The sequence below is a fragment of the Crossiella cryophila genome (assembly GCF_014204915.1).
Lineage (GTDB): Bacteria > Actinomycetota > Actinomycetes > Mycobacteriales > Pseudonocardiaceae > Crossiella > Crossiella cryophila.
This window is the reverse complement of sequence record NZ_JACHMH010000001.1, coordinates 2775526-2796562: the sequence shown is the minus strand read 5'-3', so window position 1 is coordinate 2796562 and position 21037 is coordinate 2775526. Positions and strand designations below refer to the sequence as shown.

Annotated in this window: 11 protein-coding genes; 4 read left to right on the top strand and 7 right to left on the bottom strand. The window is 64.2% G+C overall.

What is annotated here, in order from left to right:
- The first annotated feature begins 3 nt into the window (after positions 1 to 3).
- Positions 4 to 1086 carry a glycosyltransferase family 4 protein gene (locus tag HNR67_RS13045; protein ID WP_185002291.1) on the top strand — a complete coding sequence of 361 codons (1083 nt, stop codon included), beginning with the start codon at positions 4 to 6 and terminating at the stop codon, positions 1084 to 1086.
- 13 nt (positions 1087 to 1099) lie between these two features.
- On the opposite strand, the gene HNR67_RS45620 is transcribed toward HNR67_RS13045, so the two are convergent.
- The gene (locus HNR67_RS45620; protein ID WP_312989572.1) at positions 1100 to 1834 is read right to left on the bottom strand and encodes a glycosyltransferase family protein; all 735 of its coding nucleotides are present in this window, start codon (positions 1832 to 1834) and stop codon (positions 1100 to 1102) included.
- A gap of 78 nt (positions 1835 to 1912) precedes the next feature.
- On the opposite strand from HNR67_RS45620, the gene HNR67_RS13035 reads away from it, so the two are divergent.
- A complete protein-coding gene (locus tag HNR67_RS13035) occupies positions 1913 to 2932 on the top strand; it encodes an LLM class flavin-dependent oxidoreductase (RefSeq protein ID WP_185002289.1) in 1020 nt (339 codons plus the stop codon).
- A 59-nt stretch (positions 2933 to 2991) separates the two neighbouring features.
- On the opposite strand, the gene HNR67_RS13030 is transcribed toward HNR67_RS13035, so the two are convergent.
- Positions 2992 to 3576, bottom strand: a complete 585-nt coding sequence (locus HNR67_RS13030; RefSeq protein WP_185002288.1) for a hypothetical protein — start codon at positions 3574 to 3576, stop codon at positions 2992 to 2994.
- 493 nt (positions 3577 to 4069) lie between these two features.
- Complete coding sequence (locus HNR67_RS13025) at positions 4070 to 6250, bottom strand: UvrD-helicase domain-containing protein (protein ID WP_185002287.1); 2181 nt, start codon at positions 6248 to 6250, stop codon at positions 4070 to 4072.
- Positions 6251 to 6428: 178 nt separating this feature from the next.
- Here HNR67_RS13025 and HNR67_RS13020 point away from each other — a divergent pair, with 178 nt between their 5' ends.
- Together HNR67_RS13020 and HNR67_RS13015 are read left to right on the top strand one after the other, a co-directional pair.
- Positions 6429 to 8903, top strand: coding sequence for an AAA family ATPase (locus HNR67_RS13020; protein ID WP_185002286.1), 2475 nt, complete (start codon positions 6429 to 6431; stop codon positions 8901 to 8903).
- Positions 8904 to 8938: 35 nt separating this feature from the next.
- Positions 8939 to 9319: a hypothetical protein gene (locus tag HNR67_RS13015; RefSeq protein WP_185002285.1), complete on the top strand. Its 381-nt coding sequence runs from the start codon at positions 8939 to 8941 to the stop codon at positions 9317 to 9319.
- Between the two features lie 57 nt (positions 9320 to 9376).
- On the opposite strand, the gene drmB is transcribed toward HNR67_RS13015, so the two are convergent.
- The 4 genes from drmB to HNR67_RS12995 are packed head-to-tail and all read right to left on the bottom strand — an operon-like array spanning position 9377 to position 21001.
- Positions 9377 to 11233 carry a DUF1998 domain-containing protein gene (gene drmB / locus HNR67_RS13010; RefSeq protein WP_221489878.1) on the bottom strand — a complete coding sequence of 619 codons (1857 nt, stop codon included), beginning with the start codon at positions 11231 to 11233 and terminating at the stop codon, positions 9377 to 9379.
- Positions 11230 to 14409 (bottom strand): helicase-related protein, encoded by a 3180-nt coding sequence (locus tag HNR67_RS13005; RefSeq protein WP_185002284.1) that lies wholly within the window; start codon positions 14407 to 14409, stop codon positions 11230 to 11232. The genes drmB and HNR67_RS13005 overlap by 4 nt, the downstream gene beginning before the upstream one ends.
- Entirely contained in the window at positions 14409 to 16283 is a 1875-nt protein-coding gene (locus HNR67_RS13000) for a UvrD-helicase domain-containing protein (protein WP_185002283.1), read from the bottom strand. The genes HNR67_RS13005 and HNR67_RS13000 overlap by 1 nt, the downstream gene beginning before the upstream one ends.
- Positions 16280 to 21001, bottom strand: coding sequence for a DEAD/DEAH box helicase (locus HNR67_RS12995; protein ID WP_221489877.1), 4722 nt, complete (start codon positions 20999 to 21001; stop codon positions 16280 to 16282). The genes HNR67_RS13000 and HNR67_RS12995 overlap by 4 nt, the downstream gene beginning before the upstream one ends.
- Between the last annotated feature and the right edge of the window lie 36 nt (positions 21002 to 21037).

Genomic DNA, 21037 nt, shown 5'->3' with positions numbered 1-21037 from the left:
GGCATGGCGTCGCGCGTGACCTTCATCCTGCCGGTGTTCCCCCGGACCCCCATCGGCGGCTTCCGGGTGGTCTACGAGTACGCCAACCGCCTCACCGCCCTGGGCTGCCAGGTCACCGTCGTGCACGAACGCTGGCGCGAAGGCCGCCGACACCCCCTCCGTCACCTGCGCGAACAGGCCCGCGACCACCGCAACACCCGCGACCCGCACCGCGCGATCCCCTGGCTGCCGATAGACCCCCGGGTCCGCCTGCTGATCGTCCCCACCCTCACCCCAGGGCACATCCCACCCGCCGACGTGGTCGTGGCCACCCACTGGCGAACCGCCACCCTGCTCCCCCGCCTCACCCCGGCCCACGGTGTCCCGTTCCACCTGGTCCAGGGCTACGAGACCTGGAACGTCGCGGACCCCGCCCCCGTCGACGAAGCCCTGCTGCTCCCCATCCCCAAGATCACCGTCTCCACCCACCTCACCCGGATCCTCACCGACCTGGGCGTCCACAGTGGACAGATAACCACCATCCCCAACGGCCTGGACCACACCATCTACCACCCACCACCCCGCGCCCAGCCCCGCGCGGGCGTGGCCGTCCTGCTCAGCGACAGCACCGCCAAGGACTCCCCCACCGCCCTGGCCGCCCTGCGCCAGGTACACGCCAAACACCCCGGCCTCCAGGTCAGGGCCTTCGGCGTCATCCCCAAACCCCACCACCTGCCACCCTGGATCGACTACGCCCAGGGCCTGACCGGCAAGGCCCTCGCCGACCGTGTCTACCGCCAGAGCGCGATCTACCTGTGCAGCTCCAGCACCGAGGGCTGGGGCTTCCCGGCGGCCGAGGCGATGGCCTGCGGCGCCGCCGTGGTCAGCACCCGCAACGGCGGCGTGGAGGACTTCTGCCACCACAACAAGAACGCCCTGCTGGTCAAGGTGGGCGACCCCACCGCCATGGCGGATGCCATCCTCCGCCTACTCCGCAACGAAACCCTGCGCACCCACCTGACCACCGCCGCCCAGGCCACCACCGCGACCATGGACTGGCAGTCCTCCGCCACCAAACTCCTGACCACCCTCGAAAAAGCAACCTAAATCCCTGCCCCCACTACCCCAACCTCATCCCCAATCCCCGCAACGCGTCCGCCCGCTCCCCCATCAACTTCATCCGCGCCGCCCACTCCACCGCCTCATAGTGCGCACTCCCCGCCGCCGACCCCTGCCCCGGCCACTTCCGGTAGTGCAACCCCACCGCGGACTCGAAAAACCCACCAGCCACCACACTCGCGGCGAGCAACAACCCGGTGTCATCACTCCCGGGAACAGCCATCCACCCACCCAGCAGAACCGCCAGCTCCCGCCGGATACACAGGGTCGTCGGATGCACCGGCAGCCGAAACCCGTTCTCCCGCCACCGATCCAGCACAAACCCCGGCTCCAGCCACCCCGCGGCCGGATCCCCCTCGAACCCCACCAATTCCCCATCAGGCAACAAATCCAACGCCCGCGAGGTGGTCCACCCCACCCCGTCATTCCCGGTGACCGCGGCGATATCCCGCGCCAGCACCCCCGGCGTCAGCACATCATCCTGATCCAGGTTCTTCACCAACTCGCCCGAAGCGCGCGCCAGCGCCAGATTCCGGGTGATCGCCACCCCACCCGGCCGCCCGTCCCCGAACCGGATCCGCTCGTCCGCGGGCAACACCTCCACCGCGACCCCGGTCCGCCCATCCTCCTGAACCAGCCATTCCCACCGCCACCCCGCGGGCAACTCCTGCCCCCGCAACGATTCCCAAGCGGCCAGCAAATGCTCAACCCGAGGCCGGTACACGGCGGTGATCACCGAAATCGCACGCACCACCCCACCCTACTGAGCCACCCGCGAGAATCCCGGTAACCACCGGCCCCGCGAAGGACCCCCATGAGCACCCCCACCATCCGCCTTTCCATCCTGGACACCTCCCCCATCGTCCAGGGCGCCACCCCCCAACAGGCCCTGCACAACACAGTCGACCTGGCCGCCCTGGCCGACACCCTGGGCTACCACCGCTACTGGGTCCCCGAACACCACGGCATGCGCGGCGTGGCCAGCACCTCCCCCGCAGTCCTCATCGCCCACCTGGCAAACACCACCAAAAACCTCCGCCTGGGCGCCGGCGGCGTCCTGCTCCCCAACCACGCCCCCCTGCTGATCGCCGAACAATTCACCACCCTGACCGCCCTGCACCCCGGCCGAATAGACCTCGGCATCGGCAAAGCCCCCGGCGGCCGCCAACAAGTGATCAACGAAATCCGCCCACCCCAAGCCCGAACCGCAAAACCCTTCCCCCACCAACTAGCCGAACTACAGACCTACCTCAACCCCCCGGAAAACGCCCCCATCAAAGCGATCCCCGCCATCAACGGCACCCCACCACCCCTCTGGCTACTCGGCTCCTCCCCCACCAGCGCCAAACTGGCCGCCACCCTGGGCCTCCCCTACGCCTACGCCCACCACCTGAACCCCACCCAAGCGACAGAAGCCCTGAACACCTACCGCTCCCACTTCCGCCCCACCCCCCAAACCCCAACCCCGACAACCCTGATCAGCCTCACCGTGATAGCCGCGGAAACCAACACCCAAGCCGAATACCTGGCCGGCCCCATCCGCCTGAAAGTCCTCAGCCGCCACCAAGACACCCGAATCCAACTCCCCACCCCGGAACAAGCCGCCGCCCATCCCTACACCGCGGCCGACCAAACCCACCTGGCCACCCACTCCGCCAAGCTCCTACTCGGCAACCCGGAAAAACTGACCACCGACCTACAGGCGATCCTGGACGCCACCGGCACCGGAGAACTCATGGTGACCACTCCGGTGTATCGCCACGCGGACCGCCGCCGGTCCTACGAACTACTCGCCACGATCACTGACCAGCTGAACGTGACCTCGAAACCCTGAACCAGTCCGGCTCCAAGGCGTACCCAACAGGCACCAGCAACCACCCTGCTGGACAGAACTTAGTCACCAAGCCTAAGCAGGGCGTAAAGCTTTCCGTTCTCAGGCGAAGCCTCGACGGTCACTTTTCCTCGACGACTGACCTCGACCTGATATAACTCGTGCCCAACCGGTACTTTGGCGACAGCAATCGGAAAGTTGCACACGTCAGCAGACTGACTACCGGCACGCCCCTTACCCAACGAACCAACCGCAATAATCTTGCTCGCCGCATCGTACACCTTCACCTCCGCACCCTCTGCGATATCCCGATAGCCACGACTGCCACGACTGCCACGACATTCATACATACCGTCGGCGCCTTCCACTGTTCGATCGAGAACGACAATGCTGCGCGAACTGAAAGTGGCGTCACCGTCCTTGAGACTCATCACCCCTGACAGCTCGTAGACGCTTGTCCCAGCAGCACCGTTGATCGCGACCACAGACACCGCGATGACGACCGTGGTGGCCACTCCGACAAATGCCCACTGCCACCAAGAAAGTTTCCAGCGGGACCGAACCCGCGCCGCGACCGGCAACATGAGATCCGACGACAAGGACTCAGCAACAGTGGGTTGATCACCGTCTTGAGGCGAAGCGCTCATTATGGCTCCTCATCAGGAAGCTGCCAGAGAAACTGCGGCGTCGCCCCACACGTCGAGACTTACACGATGGCCGTTAACAGCTGATGGCCTACCGTTATGTTCCAGCAACTCCAAGGACATAATCGGCATACAGGTCTAGACCCATCCCACCCGACCCCGACTCCACGAACCAGCGGACCCGGCGCGACTCCGACAGTTGCTGCCCACGTCAGGGACAGAGCTCAATGTTGATCACCGATCTGCCACTGCCGGGGATCATCGGCTTGCCGGAGTTACCCGCCGGTCAAGCCTCAAGTCGCGATCTTGCCGTACAGATCCGATCCAGGCCGCAAGCCTCCAGAGGAACGCGGCATGCCGCCCACGTTGCCTCAGTTCGTTGAGGCAGGATGGGTTCCGATCCACGCCAACGGGCAAGTTCGACGGAATCGTTCGCCCCCAGGTCCAGCGTGGCGAACAGCAGCACGCAGCAAGTGAGTTGCTTGCTCAGCAACGATCACTTCGCCGGCGGACCCTGTTGAATTTCAGATGGGAGGTACCTTGACGGTTCCCCTGCCCAAGTGATGACCAGTTGATCACGAGCGCGTGTGCAGGCCACGTAGAGCAGGCTGCGCGCCTTCCGTTCGATGTCGGCCTGATCGTGCCCGCTCGCTTGCTCGAGAGTCCACCGCAGCGGGATCTTCTCGGACTGCACGTCCGCCACGATGCACCGAGCGAACTCGGTGCCCTTCGCTCGGTGCATCGTGGCCACTTGAACGCTCGTCGGGTCCAACGGGCCATTTTCGTTGACCTCTGTGACCGGAACTCCCGCCCGCTCCAACGCCCGAATCACCTCTACAACGGCAGTGCCATCCGGAACCAGCACCGCAAGCGAATCGGGCGCGGGTGCGGGCACGTCGACCAACCATCTTTTCACGGTCTGGACGATGTACCGTTTCTCGTCGTCCCAATCATGGGCCGGGTACTTCTTCGGGTCAGGACCTGCCAACAATGACCTGTAATGCCGGGTTGACTCTTCCTCCTCCTCCATATCCTGGAAGGTCTCACCTACAAGCACCTGGGTCGCATACTTCAGCACCTGCTTCGTAGTGCGGTAGTTCAATGTGAGTCGCTGCGACCGGCCTCTGGTCTCGATTCCGAGCTTGCTCAGTACCACACGTTCGCCGTAGATCCGCTGATGGGCATCTTCGCAGATGAACAGGTCATTGGGACCGCTTGCCACGACGGCCCGCAGCAATCGCCAGTGCGCAGGCGAGAGATCCTGCCCCTCGTCCACCACCACGTGGTCGTACGTGTTGGCAACCGGTCGGTCCGAAGACTGCGCGATCGCCGCCGCTCTGGCCGCCGTCAACGCCCAGGTGGTGCACTTGTCCACCGACAGCAGCCTGCGGAACTCATCGACGATCCGCCAGACCCGCAACTTCTGGCTCGGGTCGATCGAAACTCGGCCTCGCCGATACGCCTCCAGGTACTTGTGCTTGTCGTGGTTGGCCATGCCCAGCACAACCTGCTTGTGCTCACTTGCGAGGAAGTACGGGGTGAATACCGCACGATCCTTGGCCGAGAGATCCGGGACATTCGCCACTGCATTTTCCCAGTAGCGGCGTTCGTCCTTCTCCCTCAGGATGGCGAGCCGATCCCCGGTCGCCCTGCCCACGACATCTCGAACCAGCTGGTCTATGTTGCAGACTTCGATCCGCGCATACGTATCGGGGTCAGCAAGGTGCCTCAGTCCCGCCTTGAGCTGGTGGGCGAGATTCTTCGTAAACGTGGTGAGCAGCACGCGGGCCGCGGGGTTCCGCTTGGCGAGTTCCGCCGCGCGGTGCAGGGCGACGATTGTCTTACCGGTCCCCGCGCCACCGGTGACCCGGTAGGGGCCATTACGGTCCTTTTCGACCACCCGCCGCTGTTCAGGATGCAGGAACAGTCGCCAGGCGGCGAAATCTCCCTGGAGCATGCGACGCAGATGCTCGTCACCCTCGACAACGACGAACTCCATCCGCGACGAGAAGTGACTGAGCGAATCGCGTAGCTGATCCGGATTGCTCGCGTCGGTGGGGACATCCTGGCGTGCGCTCTTTCCCTCGGGGCGTGAATAGGACGAACGCACTTCTTCCAGAGACTTGCCGTCGGCGAGGTCGAGCAGTGCGTTGCTCTGCCATCTGGGCGCGGTCTCGCAGAGTTTCAGCAGCTCGTCCACATCACGGATCTGGACAGCTCGCTCGGCAAGTTCGGACATGATGCCGACGCTCTTCAGCTCGGCGGCCAGGAACGGCACCAGGAAGCGGCGATCGTCGGCCACGGTGCGCTCAGGTGCCAAAGGAACCGGGGGAGCAGGCGTGAGGTCACGCAGCACTTCGAGGACGCCGTTGGTCGGGTTGAGCTGCGTGGTGATCTGCGCGGCGTACCGGTAAGCGTCGTCATGCGGCCGAATGGCGACCAGCAGGTAGTACTGATCGGCGTCCGAACCGATGGCGAACAGCACCGCACGGTGGTTGTCCGTCACCCGCGCGGTCCGCACTCGCGGATCCCGCGCCCCCTTCGGGATCTTGAGATCCAGGCCGGTGAGGTCCTGGTCAGCCATGAGTTTGCTGAGCAGGTCCCATGCCCTCGGCTTGAGTGATCCGTCGACCGCCAGGTTTTTCTGGAGTTCCTTCGCAAGCACCACCGTGGCCATCGGCGTCCAGCCCCCTGGTCCATCGCCCTTGTTTCCCACCCGAACCAACGACCCTACCGGTCACTCCCCGTCGCGAACCACGCACTGGCTCGAATCGGTCGCAATGCTAGGTTGCCAGTGATTGAGGGGGCCGGTCTTGTTCGACTCATCCGAGGATCGCCGCACCACACGCACCGCCATGACCGTTGCAGAGCTCGACGCGGTACTGCTGCCCGGCGGAGTGTCGGATGCCGTCGACGAGATCGTCAGCGGTGTGCTGCGTCGCTGCCGCGAAAGCGCCCACACCGACGAGGACGTGCTGCTCGACGCGCTGGCTGCCGGACCGTGGGCGCTGCGCTCCGTTGAGGTGAGCGGCTTTCGTGGGGCAGCCAACGGAACCGACCCGGACGGCGCCTACCCGGATCCATTCCGGTTGGAGCTGCCGAACTCCGCTGGCGTTGTGGTCGTGCACGCTCCGAACGGCACCGGTAAATCGACCATCACCGATGCCCTCGAAGTCGCCCTCTTCGGTGGTATCAAACTTTCCCCCGCATTCGACTCGACCGACGCCCGCAGACCGACTGCGCTCCACGCGGACGCCGAACGTGCCGACGTGCTGGTGATTCTCGATAATGATCGAGGCGACCGGCTTCGATTGAACTGGCGTCTGGCCGCGGGCGTCGAGAAGACAGCCGTGACCTGGTACTCACACGACGCTCCGGAAGACATCAGCGAAATTCCCGGCTCTGTCTGGGCGGCAGCCGTCGCCGCCCGACGCCCGGTGGTCGGCTACGACCACCTGGCGCACCGACTGAGAGGAGGCCGCCTCGCAGACTTTGTACAAGACACTCTGAGTCTCGGCGATGTCTGGTGGCAGGTCCTGAACCTGCTGAAGACCGATCACGACGCCGCGTTGCATGCGCACGACGAATGGCTCCGGGTCCGCGGCGAGGTCACCGACGCGCTCGAGCTGTTGGACGAAGAATTCGCCCGGCGATACCCGGAGATTCGGGCACCCCGTGCAGTCGAACTGCCCGAGACGCCTACAGAAGACGTGGCGACATGGTTCTCTACTTGTTTCGGTTCCACAGCCGAATCGATGTCGGCGGTTGAGGTTGATCGCCTACTCAGTCGTGAAGTGGCGCAGGCGAGAGCATCGGCGCTGGCAGCGCTGAACCGCAGCGAGCGGGCTCAGGCACAAAGCAACCAAGAACTCTGGTCCGGCGGTGGACTGTCTGCACTGGGCGATCTCCTCGATCACCTGAGCGCCCACGAAAAGGGGCCGTGCCCGATCTGCGGCGGTGCGACCGGGGATTGGTCGGACAAGGCTCGGAGCACCGTGGCCGATCTACGACTCGTCCGGGAGGAGTTCAACCTGGCCCAAGCCGAACTGCACGCGCTGGGCGAGCTACTGGTCGACAAGCTACTTCCTCTGCTGCGGATCGCGGACTGCATAGCGCACACGGACGGAGTGACGGACCGGTTGTGTGCGCTGATCGAGCCGTTGATCGACAGGAGTCCACGGTCGGAACACGATCGCGCCTGGCAAGCCCTGCGTGCAGTGGCCGAAGACGAGGAATTCGATCACCAGGTACACAGTGTGCTGACCAAGCTGGGCACGGTCTTCGACGAACTCGCGCATTGGCGGGCGGCCCGACGCAGGTGCTGTCTCCCACTGGTCGAGGCGCAGACGAAACACGGCGCGGCGGCGGTCCGACTGGAAGACCACCGCAAAGCACTCGACCGCGTTGCCCATGCCTTCGACGCGGTACACGGCGACCGCCGGAACGCAGTCCAGAGCGCAGTGAACGAACAGCTGCACCGACTGTTGGCCGACGTGCAGTTCGGCGGCCTCACGCTGACTGCAGGCGCTTCCGACCACGACGGCTTCGGCGAGACGACAACCCTGCAACTGTCCTTGAACGGTCGGGACACCGGGATGGGTCTGCTCTCCGCAGGCCAGTACAACGCATTGGTGTTGGCCCTGGTCCTGGGGGTAAGCGACGCCGGACCGTTCCGTTTCCTGGTCCTGGACGATCCAGTACACGCTTTCGACGAGTTCCGCACCGACATCTTCGCCGAACTGGTGACTCGCCGCGCGGCGGCAGGCGGGCAGGTCGTACTGCTGACCCACGACACACAGCTGGTCGACATGTTGCGGCACCACGTGCCCGATCTGTGTCTGATCAAGCTCGCTCGAGATGAAGCAGGCAACATCGAGCAGGTCGACGCCACCCACCCTTGGCAGCCGCTGATCGCGGACGCACGTGCACTACTGCGGTCCAACACCGACAACACGGGCCGCTCCCTGGTGTTGTCCGACACCTCCGCGGGCCTGCTGGTGCTGGGCTTCTGCAGGCAGGCGATCGATGCCGCATTGCGTGAATTCGTACTCGCCTACGGGCACCGGGCCGGCAATTCGCGAGCAGCTCTTGCGGGCCTGAATCGAGCCTTCAGCACCAATGCGGCCATCGACGTGGCCAAGAGGCTTGCCGGTGAAGGGCACCCAGCCCAGCCTGTGTTGGAAAAACTCGATCCACGCTACGTGCATGAACTGAACGGTGGCGCGCATGCCGATACCACAACGCTGCAATCGATAGCCGGGCACCTGGCTGACCGGGTACAACGTGCCGAGAAATTCTGCATCGACCTGCTCAGCACGGTGGACCGCTGATGTGGACACCTGCAGACGGCTGGCAGGAGGCAGCAATGGCCGAACTTCCGGCCGTGTTGCGGGCCCGATGCCAGATCTTGCTACTTCGGATGCGGATCGAAAATCTGATCAAGTCGGCGCCTTCAGAACTCCTGGTGACAGGCCCGGGTACCAACAAAGTACGACTCCGGCTGTGGGGTCTGCTCTCGTCGATCCCGCAGCAAGACCGTCCGCGCGCAGACAGGCTGATCCGGCAGGTGCACAGGGTCTATGGACTGAGCAGCGACTACCTGCACAGCAGACAGTCCTCGATCGTTCCGTCACCCGCCGAGTTGGCGGCCTGGCTCGCCTGCGTCGAAGCGTTGGAGCTCCTGGTCACGTCCGCTGATCCGGACCGCGGAACAGCGGGAGCTGCAGAACAACCGCCGGCAGGCTGAGCGGAATCAGCCTGCCGAACGACGTCTCCTCGATCTCGCCCCAAGAATCGGTTGCGATCAGGTCCGAGAGAAGAACCCGACCTCCGGTTGCCCTGCGGTGCCGATCAGCAGCCCACGGTCCAGGAAGCTGTTGTTGGTTTCACAACTGCTCTCCGGGACCATCACGCAGGCGTAGCAGGCGGCCAGGTTCAGGCTGTCCGTCCCCGCCGCCTCGGCCTCCGCGCACGGCGGGTCCTGCGAGCACCACGCGAGTCGGTCCATCGCCGACGCCAGACTCGCGGCCAGCCTGCTGTGTTCGCCCTGAGCTACCACGCCGCCGAGACTGCCTGCAGAATCACTGGTGGCGGTGTAGATCAACAGTCCTGCGTGCTGGTCGGCGACGTAAATCCGTTCTCGGAGCGAGGCTGCCGGATATCCGGCGTCCAGACTCCATTCATTGATCAGGGCATGCGCCAGCGTGTGCAGGAGCACGTATCGGGCCGAAATCGGCGAGTCCAGGATCTCCGGGGAGCGGTCATCGCCGAGAGACCGGGCAGAGTTGCGCAGCACCCTGTTGTGGTGCTCCTGCATGATCCCGGCACGATCACGAACGGCCAGCTTCGCTTCCCACTCCCGCAGCCGCTCGGAGTCCATGGCGAGGAAAACTCCCTCCCCGCTGACCTCGATGGCGGGCAGCCAGTCCTTGGGCTCTTTCGAGAGAGCGGCGTATCGACTCCGATCCGGCACCGGTCCGGGTGGGGCGACCCTGGTGAAGGTGTGCAGGGCCCGGACCTCACGCAGCCGCTTGACCAGCATGCTGCGTTCGATGCCTGTCGGCGGCGCCACCGTGCCGAAGTCACCTGGCCTGGTGCACTCGAAGTCGTCCCCTTCATGCGCCTCATCCGTACCGAAGTGCAGGTGCGGGTACTCCTCCATGCGGAACTGACTGAACGCCTCGATCACAGCCGTGGATTCGGCATCGGGCGAGCCGTCCTCTTCGTACTGCTTTCGCTGCCGCGTGGCCTTGAGCATCTCCACCGGGTCGAACTTGTTGTTCATGCCCACGGGCGTACTCTTGATCAGCTTGACCGCCGTCGCCAGGTCGAGTTCCAGGTAACCGACAAGATACTGGAAGTGCTTGGCCACGTGCTTGTCCAGAGTGTTCGACCACGGCGGGATCGACAGAGACGAACGAACCACCGCGAACCAGGACGCCGAGGCTCCTCGTTGCAGGGCACGGGGAGCGGCAATGCACCCGGGCTGGTCCGTCCCCTTGCCAAGCCAGGGTCGCCTGCCCGTACACCTGATGCCCAGTCCGTCGAGGGCCTTCTTGCCGAAAGCTCCCTCCAGTGAACGCTTGTGCCCACAGGAGCACTCGACGATGACCGACCGCAGCGAAGCCGATCGGCCATCGCTGTACAGCAGCAAGTCGTGCGGGCCCGATCGGGACTCGTTCTGGTGATGGACCCACTCCCAGTACGGAAAGTCGTCCAGGTGCCCGTTCTCGCAGGCAACCACGAACCTCGACGGTACGAGGGTGCGATCGCAGATGCACTTGTTCTTGGTCGGCGTCGCCCCGAACTTGCGGTACTCCTGGAGCTTGCGGCACGTAGGACTAGGACAGGAGTACATGGTCGGGAATCGACGGACGCCGACACCCTGGTTGTACCGGGTCTCGTCCGCAGGCGGCATGTGGAACCGCTGAACTCCCAAACGTCGTTCCAGACGCGGTTCGCGCAGTTCGGCGCCGTCTCCGATCTTCCAGTCGTCCAAGCCGCAGACGACGAACGACTGGTCGTCGACCGCGATCATGGCGCCCACTCCGTAAGTGGTCACAGCCTGTCCACGCCGAACGTTGCCCACCTTCGTGTTCGACGCGGTGCGGGCGGGGCCGAACGGCCGGTTCTGCGGGGGTTTACGCAAGGCCATGCTCATCGCTCCAGGAAAAGACGGGTCTCGGCGTCGACGTCACGCAGACTCCACAGGGTGGGGAATGCCTCGGTCAGGTCCTCGTCGGTGTAGTTCCGGAGGAGGGCGTCGTAGGGCCCTCGTGCCGTGTCCTGCCGCGGAGGCGCCTCGTACTTCAAGTCGCTGTTGCAGATCGCCAGGCCACGCCACCAGTCGATGATGTCGTCGATCTGCGCTTCGGTGCTCTCGTACTCGTCCTTGGCGACCCGTTGCACCCGGTTGAGAATCAGGTCTTTGACCTCTTCCAGTTTCGACGGGTACCGATCGATGTCGGCGGCCGCGTCATTCGGCCGCAGTTCCTTGTGCAGCAACCGGGCCATGCCCACCACCACTGCGTGCAGGCCGCGGTCTCTGGCGCGCGCGGAGAACGGGGTGACGCTGGTGGACTCCACCGTCCGGTAGAGCGCCGAGTGGTAAGAGGCGAAATTCTCGTAGTGAGAGCGGTCTCGGGATCGAGCCGCGTTGAGCAGGGTCACCACCATGCCGGGGTGGGATCGCCCCACTCTGCTGCTCGCCTGGATGTACTCGGCCGTTGTCTGCGGTTGTCCCATGATTGCCATCAGGCCGAGTCGATCGACGTCCACACCGACTGAGATCATGTTGGTGGCAAGCACAACGTCCAGCACATCGTCGTCGGGCAGTTCCTGTTCCAGTTGCTTGAGGTGCTTGGGCACCTGGGTGGACTTGATCCGGCTGGTCAGCTCGATGACAGCATCCACGGGCCGGGCATCCTGCTCCGACTCGTTGACGAGCTGCCCCAGTCGTTCCCGAACGTCGGCGTGGACCTGAAGTTCAGCCGCCGCCAACAGGCGGAGGCTGTTGAAGTAGCCGACCAAAGTCCAGTAGGCGTCCCGGACCGAGTCCTTGCCTTCGTTCCTGGCCGCGCGGTCGAGCAGCGCCGCGTAGACCCGTACCAACAAGGTGGCCTGGCTGGTGTTCGGCGCGAGCAGGCCGACATACCGACGGTTTGCCTTGTCCGCGGAGGGGGTCTCCACGGCGAACCACGAATCACGGGCATCGAGCCCCGGTGGCGGGAACTGCGCGACCTCTCGGTCGAACAGGTGCAGAGCCTGTTCACGTGCTCGCCGGATTGTCGCGGTCGATGCGATCACCTTCGGCCGCTTCGCAATTTCGTCGATGGCCGTCTCGTAGAGGCCGGCCAGACTGCCGAGCGGGCCGGAGATCAGGTGCAGTTCGTCCTGCACGATCAGTTCCGGTGGCAACCCGTCTTCGATGTCGCAGTTGAACAAGCTCGCCACGTCTTCCCGCCACGGCAGCCGAGCGAACTTGTCGGAGGTGGCGATGATCAGAGTGGGGTGTTCGCGGTAAACCATCTCGTCCACGACGTGGACGGGCAACGCATCTCGGTAAGGGCAGTCCGGCCTTCCGCAGAAGATCCGCATGTTGTCGTGCTCGACGTCGACGACGTAGTTGCGGTGGTCCATCTTCGTTCCACACCAGGGACAGGCATGCAGCTGGACCGGGTTCTTCTCGTTCAGATCGGGGTTTGTCTCGAGCTTCTTCAGCGCAGCCTTGGCATCCTTCAACGAGTTGGGCGTTGCCGACTGTCCCACCCACATGCCCAGAGAGATGGGTGTCGTGCCGAGCCTGCGCTCGTTCCGACGGCGGATCTGCTCCATGGCGCAGATCAGTGCTGCTGCACGCTCGAACTGCTGCAGGGTGAGCAGCCTGAGCGTGTACCGCATGATCGCCGTGACGCCTTCTCCCGCAGCCCCTCTACGCAGCCTGCGAAGAAAGACGGTAAAGGCGATGAGTCCTAGATACGCCTCGGTCTTTCCACCACCGGTCGGGAACCACAACAGATCGACCAGCTTCCGGTCGTCGTGCTCGGGATCGACGATTCCGTCCAGGCATTGCAGCATGAACGCGATCTGGAACGGCCGCCATCTCCCGTTGTATACCGGTTCGCCGTTTCGGCCGCCCTTGATCCAGACTGTCCGACCCCGCTGCAGTGCCATCGCCTCGTTGGCGAGCTGGAAAGCCTTGTATGCCTCGGCATTCGAGCGCAGGAGGCGGATGCCGCTCTCAATGCGCCGCTTCGCTTCGACACATCGATCGAGGTGTTCGCCAGCACGAACGCGGAAGGACTCCGTCGAGAGTCGGGTTGCGTCAGTCCGCCGTTCCTCGATCCAGTCCCCGTAAGCCGCTGCCAACCGATTCAGCGTCTCGACCAGATCCTGCCTGTCCGCCCTGGCCAGCTCGCGCATCATCAGCGATCTGCTGTCGATTTCGGTGTTGGAATCGGTGAGCAACACGTCGTGCGACGGCACGAACGTGGTTCGAACCTCCGGCACGGTGATGTCACGCTCATCCACTCCGACAAGTTCCGCAGGTGCAGGCGGAGTCCAATCCCACTCGACTGAGCATCCGTGGCCAACGGCGAACGTGGGCGCGTACCGGTGCAGGAGCCTGCTCCCGATCACCTCGTCCTCGTCACCCCCACCAGGCCCCGGGCGCTGAACAATTGCACCGCGCACGGTGATCCCAGCCTGGCAGAAGCAGTGCTCGTCGTGAAGTCCGTTTTCGGGAATCTTGGTGATGTTGATCAGGGTGACTGTGATGGAAACCGTGCCGTCCTTCGGTTTCCGCACCCGAAGTCTGCATTCCAGACGTTTGTCTACAACAGACACACGATCCGGCGCGTCTGCCAGATCCAGCGTGGTGGAGAAGGCAGGAACAGGCACGCGCCGCCACCGGATGTCGTCCTCACCGGTGGCACCCCGCGTCGAGCGCTTCGCCTCGACTCGGTTGCCGTCGGGCCCGATCGGATCATACGAAGCGACGGTGACCTCGATCGTCAGTGCCGAGGACACCTCGCAATCGACGGCAAAGGTCAGTCCCATCGAGGACGGAGCTTGCACATTGGCCATGGCAACGCCGGTGTCGACCACTTCGTCCACATCACCCGGCAGCACGGCCACGGACGACAGGTCGACGTCGGTCTCGGCAGTGTGCTGTCGCTGCTCGCGCACCGGGAAGAGAATCCCGGTCACATAGGTGGTTGCAGGAGGATCATTGACGATCTCCTCGTCGTCCTCCTTGTCCACCGGCCCGAAGAGGTCTCGACGCAGTCCATCACGCATCTGGTCGCGAAAGGTGTAGTGCTCGTCGTACCTGGACATCACAGATCTCCCAGACTGGAGTGGCCGCCGTAGACAAAGGAGCTCAGACCGACCAACTTCGGAACGAGCCACACTCCGTGTGGGCCAAGGCCCGCTTCGACGCCTGTGGCCTCGCTACCGCAGACCGCCTCGATCGCGTCGACCCGGACTCGTTCCAGCCTGCGTGGCCATGTCGGTTCGCCGCCATACGCACCTGTCTGCAGAAACCGCCGGATATCCAGCCGGAATCTGCGCGAGGTGGTGGCGATCGCGCGGCCGTGGTGCAGCACCAGGTAAGGCGGACTCTCCTTGTCCCCCAACGGCAGATCGTGCAGACGTTCCAACACCACCTCATCTCCCGGGCGGACCTTGTTCATCAGGTAGACCTGCAGATCCGGACAGTCGGCCGTGAAATCCACCGTTCCGGGTGGATCATCTCCGGACACATCGTCACCCCGGATCTCCATGCCATGGCGCTGCCTGCGATCCCAGCCGACCTTCACCCACCGCGTGCTGACTGTGTCCTTGCAAACCCGACCGTTCGGGTAAGCAGGTGTTTCGATCCAGGCCACGTCGTCACGCGCCCTGGTGAGGGCGACGAACAACATGCGTGCCTCATCGGCCGACTCGGCGTCGGACTCCTCCCTGCCCATTCCCGGATCGGCGACGATCACCCGATCGAATTCGAGGCCCTTGGCACGGTGATAGGAGGAAACGACCAAGTTCGTCGACGGCTGCTCGACCAATTCGTCCGGCAGCATCCCGCCTGCCATCCGCACACGCAGGATCGACAGGTCGACTGCTCTGGTGCCACGGCCGGCCGCAGTGGCTCGGACCAACCAGTCCCACAGCAATTCGGGATCGTCATCCGATCCGAAGGGCAACTCGGGCAGACGACGATCGAACTCTGCGCGCGTGATCGTGGTGCTCCGGACAGTCGACATCAGCCTCCCGATCCAGGCAGGCACTACCTGGTCGACCGCCGATCGCTGCAACCGGTGCCGGATACCTGCATCATGCAGCTCCTCCGAAACCAGCAGCGCATGTCCGTTGGTCCGGCAGAGCACGGCCGTGGTTACGCCCTCGGCCGACAACATGGCGCGCTCGAACTGTCCACTGAGCGATTCCAACGGCATGGTGCCGCGAAGCATGCTGTGCAGACCTCGGCGGAGCATCTTGCCGTCGCCCCCGTTGCTGCGGAGGCGCGTGCCGAACGACAATGCGCCCTCAGCCTCCGGATACCGAACCCGAAAGTTCTCGGTCAACGCAAGTTCGACGAGTTCATCGGCAAAAATCTCGCGCAGCCATGCAGCGAAGCGACCGTTCTCCGCAGCACGCTCCACCAGGTTTCGGATTTGAAATCCATAGATCGCCTGAGCCGGATCGCCGACAACGGTGAAACCGCAATCGAAGCGGTCGAGCAACGACTCGACCATCACCCTTCGTTCCCCCACCAGATCCTGGAACTCGTCGATCGCGACGTGCCCGAGTTCCTCGCAAAAGTCATCAGCCTCCCCAATTTGGATGGCTGCTGCCGCGGCGCGGATCCGGGCATCGAAGGGCTGGATCCGCCAGTCCACCTCGCCTCGAACCGTGGTCAGCAGTTCCAATGCCCACGCGTCGAAGGTGTGCACGCGCACATATCGCGCGGCCTGGCCGTGCCGAGCGAGTCTGGCGCGCAGCTCCCGTACAGCGGCACGAGAGAAGGTCAGTACTAGGAGATCTCCTGCCGTCGCCTCACCGTCGTCGACCAACATTTCCAGCCGTCGCACCAACGTGTGTGTCTTGCCCGCTCCCGGTCCCGCAGTCACCAGCGCCCGGGTTTCCACCGGCAAGTCCACAACTGCGCGCTGCTCGGTGGTGAGCAGACCGAATGGCTTCTCCGCCACCCTCATCCGCGGCTCCAGAGGTGCTCAAATCCGGTAAATGCAAGGGCACTGCGGTAGTTGGTGATGTTGTCCCGAACGTCCAGGATCAGACAGGTGTCCTTTCCGCCGTTCTTCGGACCGCGCAGGCCGCGACCGATCATCTGGGTGTACACATTCGGGCTGTAGGTCGGGCGAGCCACAATGACGACCCGGGTCGCCGGCGCGTCGAATCCCTGGGCCAACACACCGTAGTTGGTGATCACTTGGATCTTCCGTTCGCGGTAGTCCTCGACGATCTTCCATCGTTGCGCGGCCGGAGTGGAACTTTCCAACGCGGCTGCCTTGATCCCCTTGTCGTTGAGGATCGCCGCCATCAGCTTGGCATGGTTGACCGAGGTGGCGAACAACAGCACCGGCCAGTCCCTCGGCAAACGCTCGATCTCGGCAACCAGCATCCGGTTGCGCTCGCTGTTGCCGGACAGGCGCCGTTCGGCCGTGCTCGGCAGGTTGTGCTGAAACGGCAGGGCCAACTTCTGCAGTTCGTCCTCAGTCAGCTGGAGAGTCGTGCCTGCCAATTCCCGATGTTCGACCTGGGCCAACATCCCGAGCGACTGCAATGAAGTGTAAGGATCAGCATCGAAGACGCCCGCGTCCAGTCTGCGGCCCTCATACCGGTCGACGAGCTTTCGAGTCTCGACATCGTTGTTGCCGCGGAACGGGGTAGCGGTCAGGCCGACCAGCGGACGTGCGTTCGAGTGCGAGGTGAGGCCGAGTTCTCGGAAAAGCTTCGTGTAGGTGTCGTTGGTCGAGACATGTGCTTCGTCCACCACAACCAGCGCGGCATCACGCAACCAGGCGTAGCGGGAGGCCGCCAGGCATCGGTGCAGCTTCGCATCAGTGGCAACCACGAGGTGTGCGTTAGTGGTCACCGCGACGGCCTCGTTGCTCGACCACAGCCTGCTGACCGTGAGACGTTCCTCTGGACCGACCTTGCCCCACACGAACATCCAGCTCTGCACGGCCTGCTCGCACAGCTCGTCGGTCTGGGCGATCCACAGCACCGGTTTGCCCTCGAGACCGCGCTCCTTGATGACCCGGATCACCGACTCGGCTGCGATTCTCGTCTTGCCCGCACCGGTGGGCAGGCACAACATTCCCCGCTGCGGAGCCGGCGTCGTCAGCAGCTCGAACATGTTCCGAGCCAGACGCTCCTGGTAGTCGTGCAATGCCGGGTACGGAGTCGGGCCGCTGACGGTCTCGGTGGCACTCCTGGTCTGAGCCGTCTGGACCCCAGCGAAGGAGTCCGGGAACTGAAGATCACTCACCAGTTGACGGGAAGCACTGTCACCCCTGAAAGAACGGCCACTTCCAGGTAGGCGCTCTTCCAGATCCTTGACGTGCTGGTGCAACAGTTGGTCGCCGTGGGCGGCAACCGCGAGTTCGGCCAGCCTGTGGTGATCCGGCTCTTGGCCGGCCTCCGCCGCCGCGTAGTCCACCAGTCCGTCGGGAAGCTGCCGCTTCAGCTGTTCTGGCTGGAACAACCGGACCGCCTTGTCCGGCACCGTCGGTGCCGCCCTTACTTCCTTGATCTTGTTGTCGTCCCGTGCCTTCTGCCGCTTCCTGATGACTTCCTGGCAGCCGCCCTCACCCAGCCCGAGCTTGAGCACGCGGTCGACGACTCGCAGCGCAGTCAGGTCCTCCGGCGGATTCAGCACGAGCACCCGCCTGTCCTTGACTGCGGACGGGATCGACTCTGTCCGTACGCCGTTGGGCGTGTGCGTGATCTCCTCGAGCTCGCTGCACCGCACCAGCGACCAGCCCTCGATCTTGTTTCGCCCCATCAGTTTGAGGGGTGGAAACTCGTCCGTCAGCAGGAGCGGCTCAGCTTGCTCCACGTACCGGAATTCCTTCTCGACCACGTCCCCCGGGTCGAGCAATCCCCAGTTCGCCATCATGAGCTGCGCGGTCTCTTCGGACGGCACGAGGATCGCGGGCACTTCTTCCGCAACGAGCAGGTCGTACTCCTTGCGCTCGGCCGTCACCGCGATCTCGTTGTCGGGGCGGTCGTTCGTCCACTTTGCGCCAACCCGACACCGGGTGTTGCCGATCGACTCGGACAGTTCGACGTCGAATCGGAACAGCAGGTCGTAGGCCCGGCCCGGAAACTCGTCGTCCTCGCTCACGGCAACCTCTGCCAGAAGCGATGTCCAGAACCGCTCCGGCAAGGCGGCCATGTCATCGGGCAGGCGAAGCGATTCGGCCGTGATGATCGGCAGGTCCGCCACCGGGAAGAAGTCGGAGTAGGCGACCAATGCGGGGCTGACGGCTCTGGCCAGCGGCACCACACCCTTCGAGGTGTGCAGCCGACCGTGTTTGCGCGCCATCCACACCATCGGCGAGGCAACCGTGCGACGCACTACCTGCTGGCCGCCTGCGTAGTAGTTCCACTGTGAAATCAGGCTGGCCCTTGGTAGGGCCTTGAGGAACTCCGCTCGTCCTTCCTCGGACAGCTCGGTCAGCAGGTGCAACGGCCCTGGTGGATTTGTGCCGGACACCTTGACGTTGCGCAGCTGAACCCGAGGCGCTTCCGTTGGCAACGTCTCCAGGTGCCGGTTCCAACATTCCTCAACGTAGCTGCCGAACCACGCCTCTCCGGTCGGGTCCACGCTGTTGCGAGGGGTGTCGATCAGGCCGAGATCACGCAGAACCGAACGATCCGGTCCGTGGAAACGGAGATCGACCGCGATGGTGTCGTCCCGAGTACCGTCACCCGGCACCACCACGCCTGGCAACAGGCAGTCGCCCAGTCGGCGGTATCGCCCCGAAACCGTACGCACGTGCACAAATCGCCGAGGGTCCTCACCAGTTCCCCGCAGAACCGTCAGCACCGTGTCCAGTCCGGCTTTCCTGGAAAGCATCCACAACTCGGTCCACCGCTGATCGTCGTAGTCGGCGAAGCCCTGATCGACCACGGCGGCGAAGCGACCTGCCGCATCGGCCTCGTGGATGCCCAGTGTGTCCAGGGCACTGGTAACACCGAACTCCACCGTCACCCGGTCGTCCACGTAGACATTCGAGTCGGCGAGGGAGTCATCGGACACCCGCCGGAAGACCTGGCCGCGGACCGGTGCGACCAGTCCATGCGACTCGGTCAGAAGAATGCGGGCCTTCTGCGCTTCGTCGGCAGCCATGTCCTTGCCACGCACCATGTCGGCCGCGATCCGCAACGCAGTCGCTGAAGCTGCAGGAGTCCCGTCCTGTGCAAGAGCTTCGAGCCATTCCCGGACCGAGGCGATCGGCACTGTGGCCGTGTTGCAGATCAGCTCCGCACTCGCCCGGCGCATCCGGCTGCTGTCCACCGAGTGGTGTACCCAGTCAATCGGTCGCCCGTCGTAGTTCCGCCACAGTTCGAGCCACTCACGTTTGAGATCGGCCGGGTGAAGCCGAACCTCCGCCGGGATCCGCAACCGGCCGTGTTGATCCGGCAGCGAAGGCTTCGAGGTGGTGGCCACCCACACCGCGCTGACGAGCTGGTCGGATGCCCATTGCGGCTCTTCCCGGCCACGGGCGGGAGTGGCGTCCAGATAGGCAGCCGGATCGACGTCGCGGGTCAACGCCTGCAGGGAGTCGACGACCAGGTCTGCCATGACTCTGATCAGCTCGCGGTTGAACTCGTTGCCGCCGTACAGATTTTGCCGGTCCTCGCTCGTCTTCCACGGAGCGTTGACAATCCCGCGCAGAGTGGTCTTGTACTTGGTGGGGAAATATGCCCAGAACTCCCCGAGCTTGTTGTCCCGACCGAGTCGGTCCGGCACCGCCCAGGCGATGTCGATCTCGGGGCGATCGTGCAGTTCACCGGCCGCTTCCAGCGCGGAGTCGGTAGGCCGATGCACACGGGAGAACACTCGCCAATACGAGGTCGAACTCGCCCCATTCGCCGATTGCTCTTCAAGCGCACGCCGGTCGCCCTCGCTGCGTTGAAAGATCTGGCGCCGTACCACCACGCTGGTGCGGCGATCCTCCAGAGTCACCGTGCCGACATGCGGGGAGAACAGCAAGAACTCGGCAGGAAAGGTGGCCAGGTCACGAGCCAGTCCGTTCACTGCCCGCGGCTGCAGGGGGAGGCGCACCACGGTCGTGGCCCATTTCAGCAGGCCGGCCAACACGCCATCGGTTTCGACCGCGCGTTCCTGACTGATCGGGCGGGCCATACGGAGCACTGGAACGTCATCGACCTCGGGCTGAACCTCTCGGATGCGCGATGCGGACCATTCCTTGTCGAATCCGAACGAGCCGGTGGCGCTGAAGAACTCCGGCGAGTCGGAGACGCTGAGCACCGACTTGACCCCGACCCCGAAGCGACCGATCTGGCCACCTCGCTTGCGAGACGAGCTCATGCGAAGGATGACGTCGGTGCCCTCCGGAGTGATCGGGCTACCCTGATTCGCGCAGTACAGGTGCGACTTCGTCAGCACGACGGCGATCTCCCCACCGACCTGCCGAGCGGACTCGTGATACTCCTGTCTCAGCTCATCAGCACCGTTCTGTACCAGCTCGTAGATCTGCCGGTCACCATAACCACCCTGCGTGATGCGGCGTTCGGCGTTCGCGTGCTCGCGGATGAGCCCGGGATCGATCCGATATGTCTCGAGAACTCGCTTCGACTGCTCGAGAACGACCTGCAGAACGGACAGAGCTGTGGTTTCCACCGCTTGATCAACCTCACGACGGTCTGCGCTGTTCAACGAGTGAACTTCCGGCTCGAGCAGGCAAAACCCAGC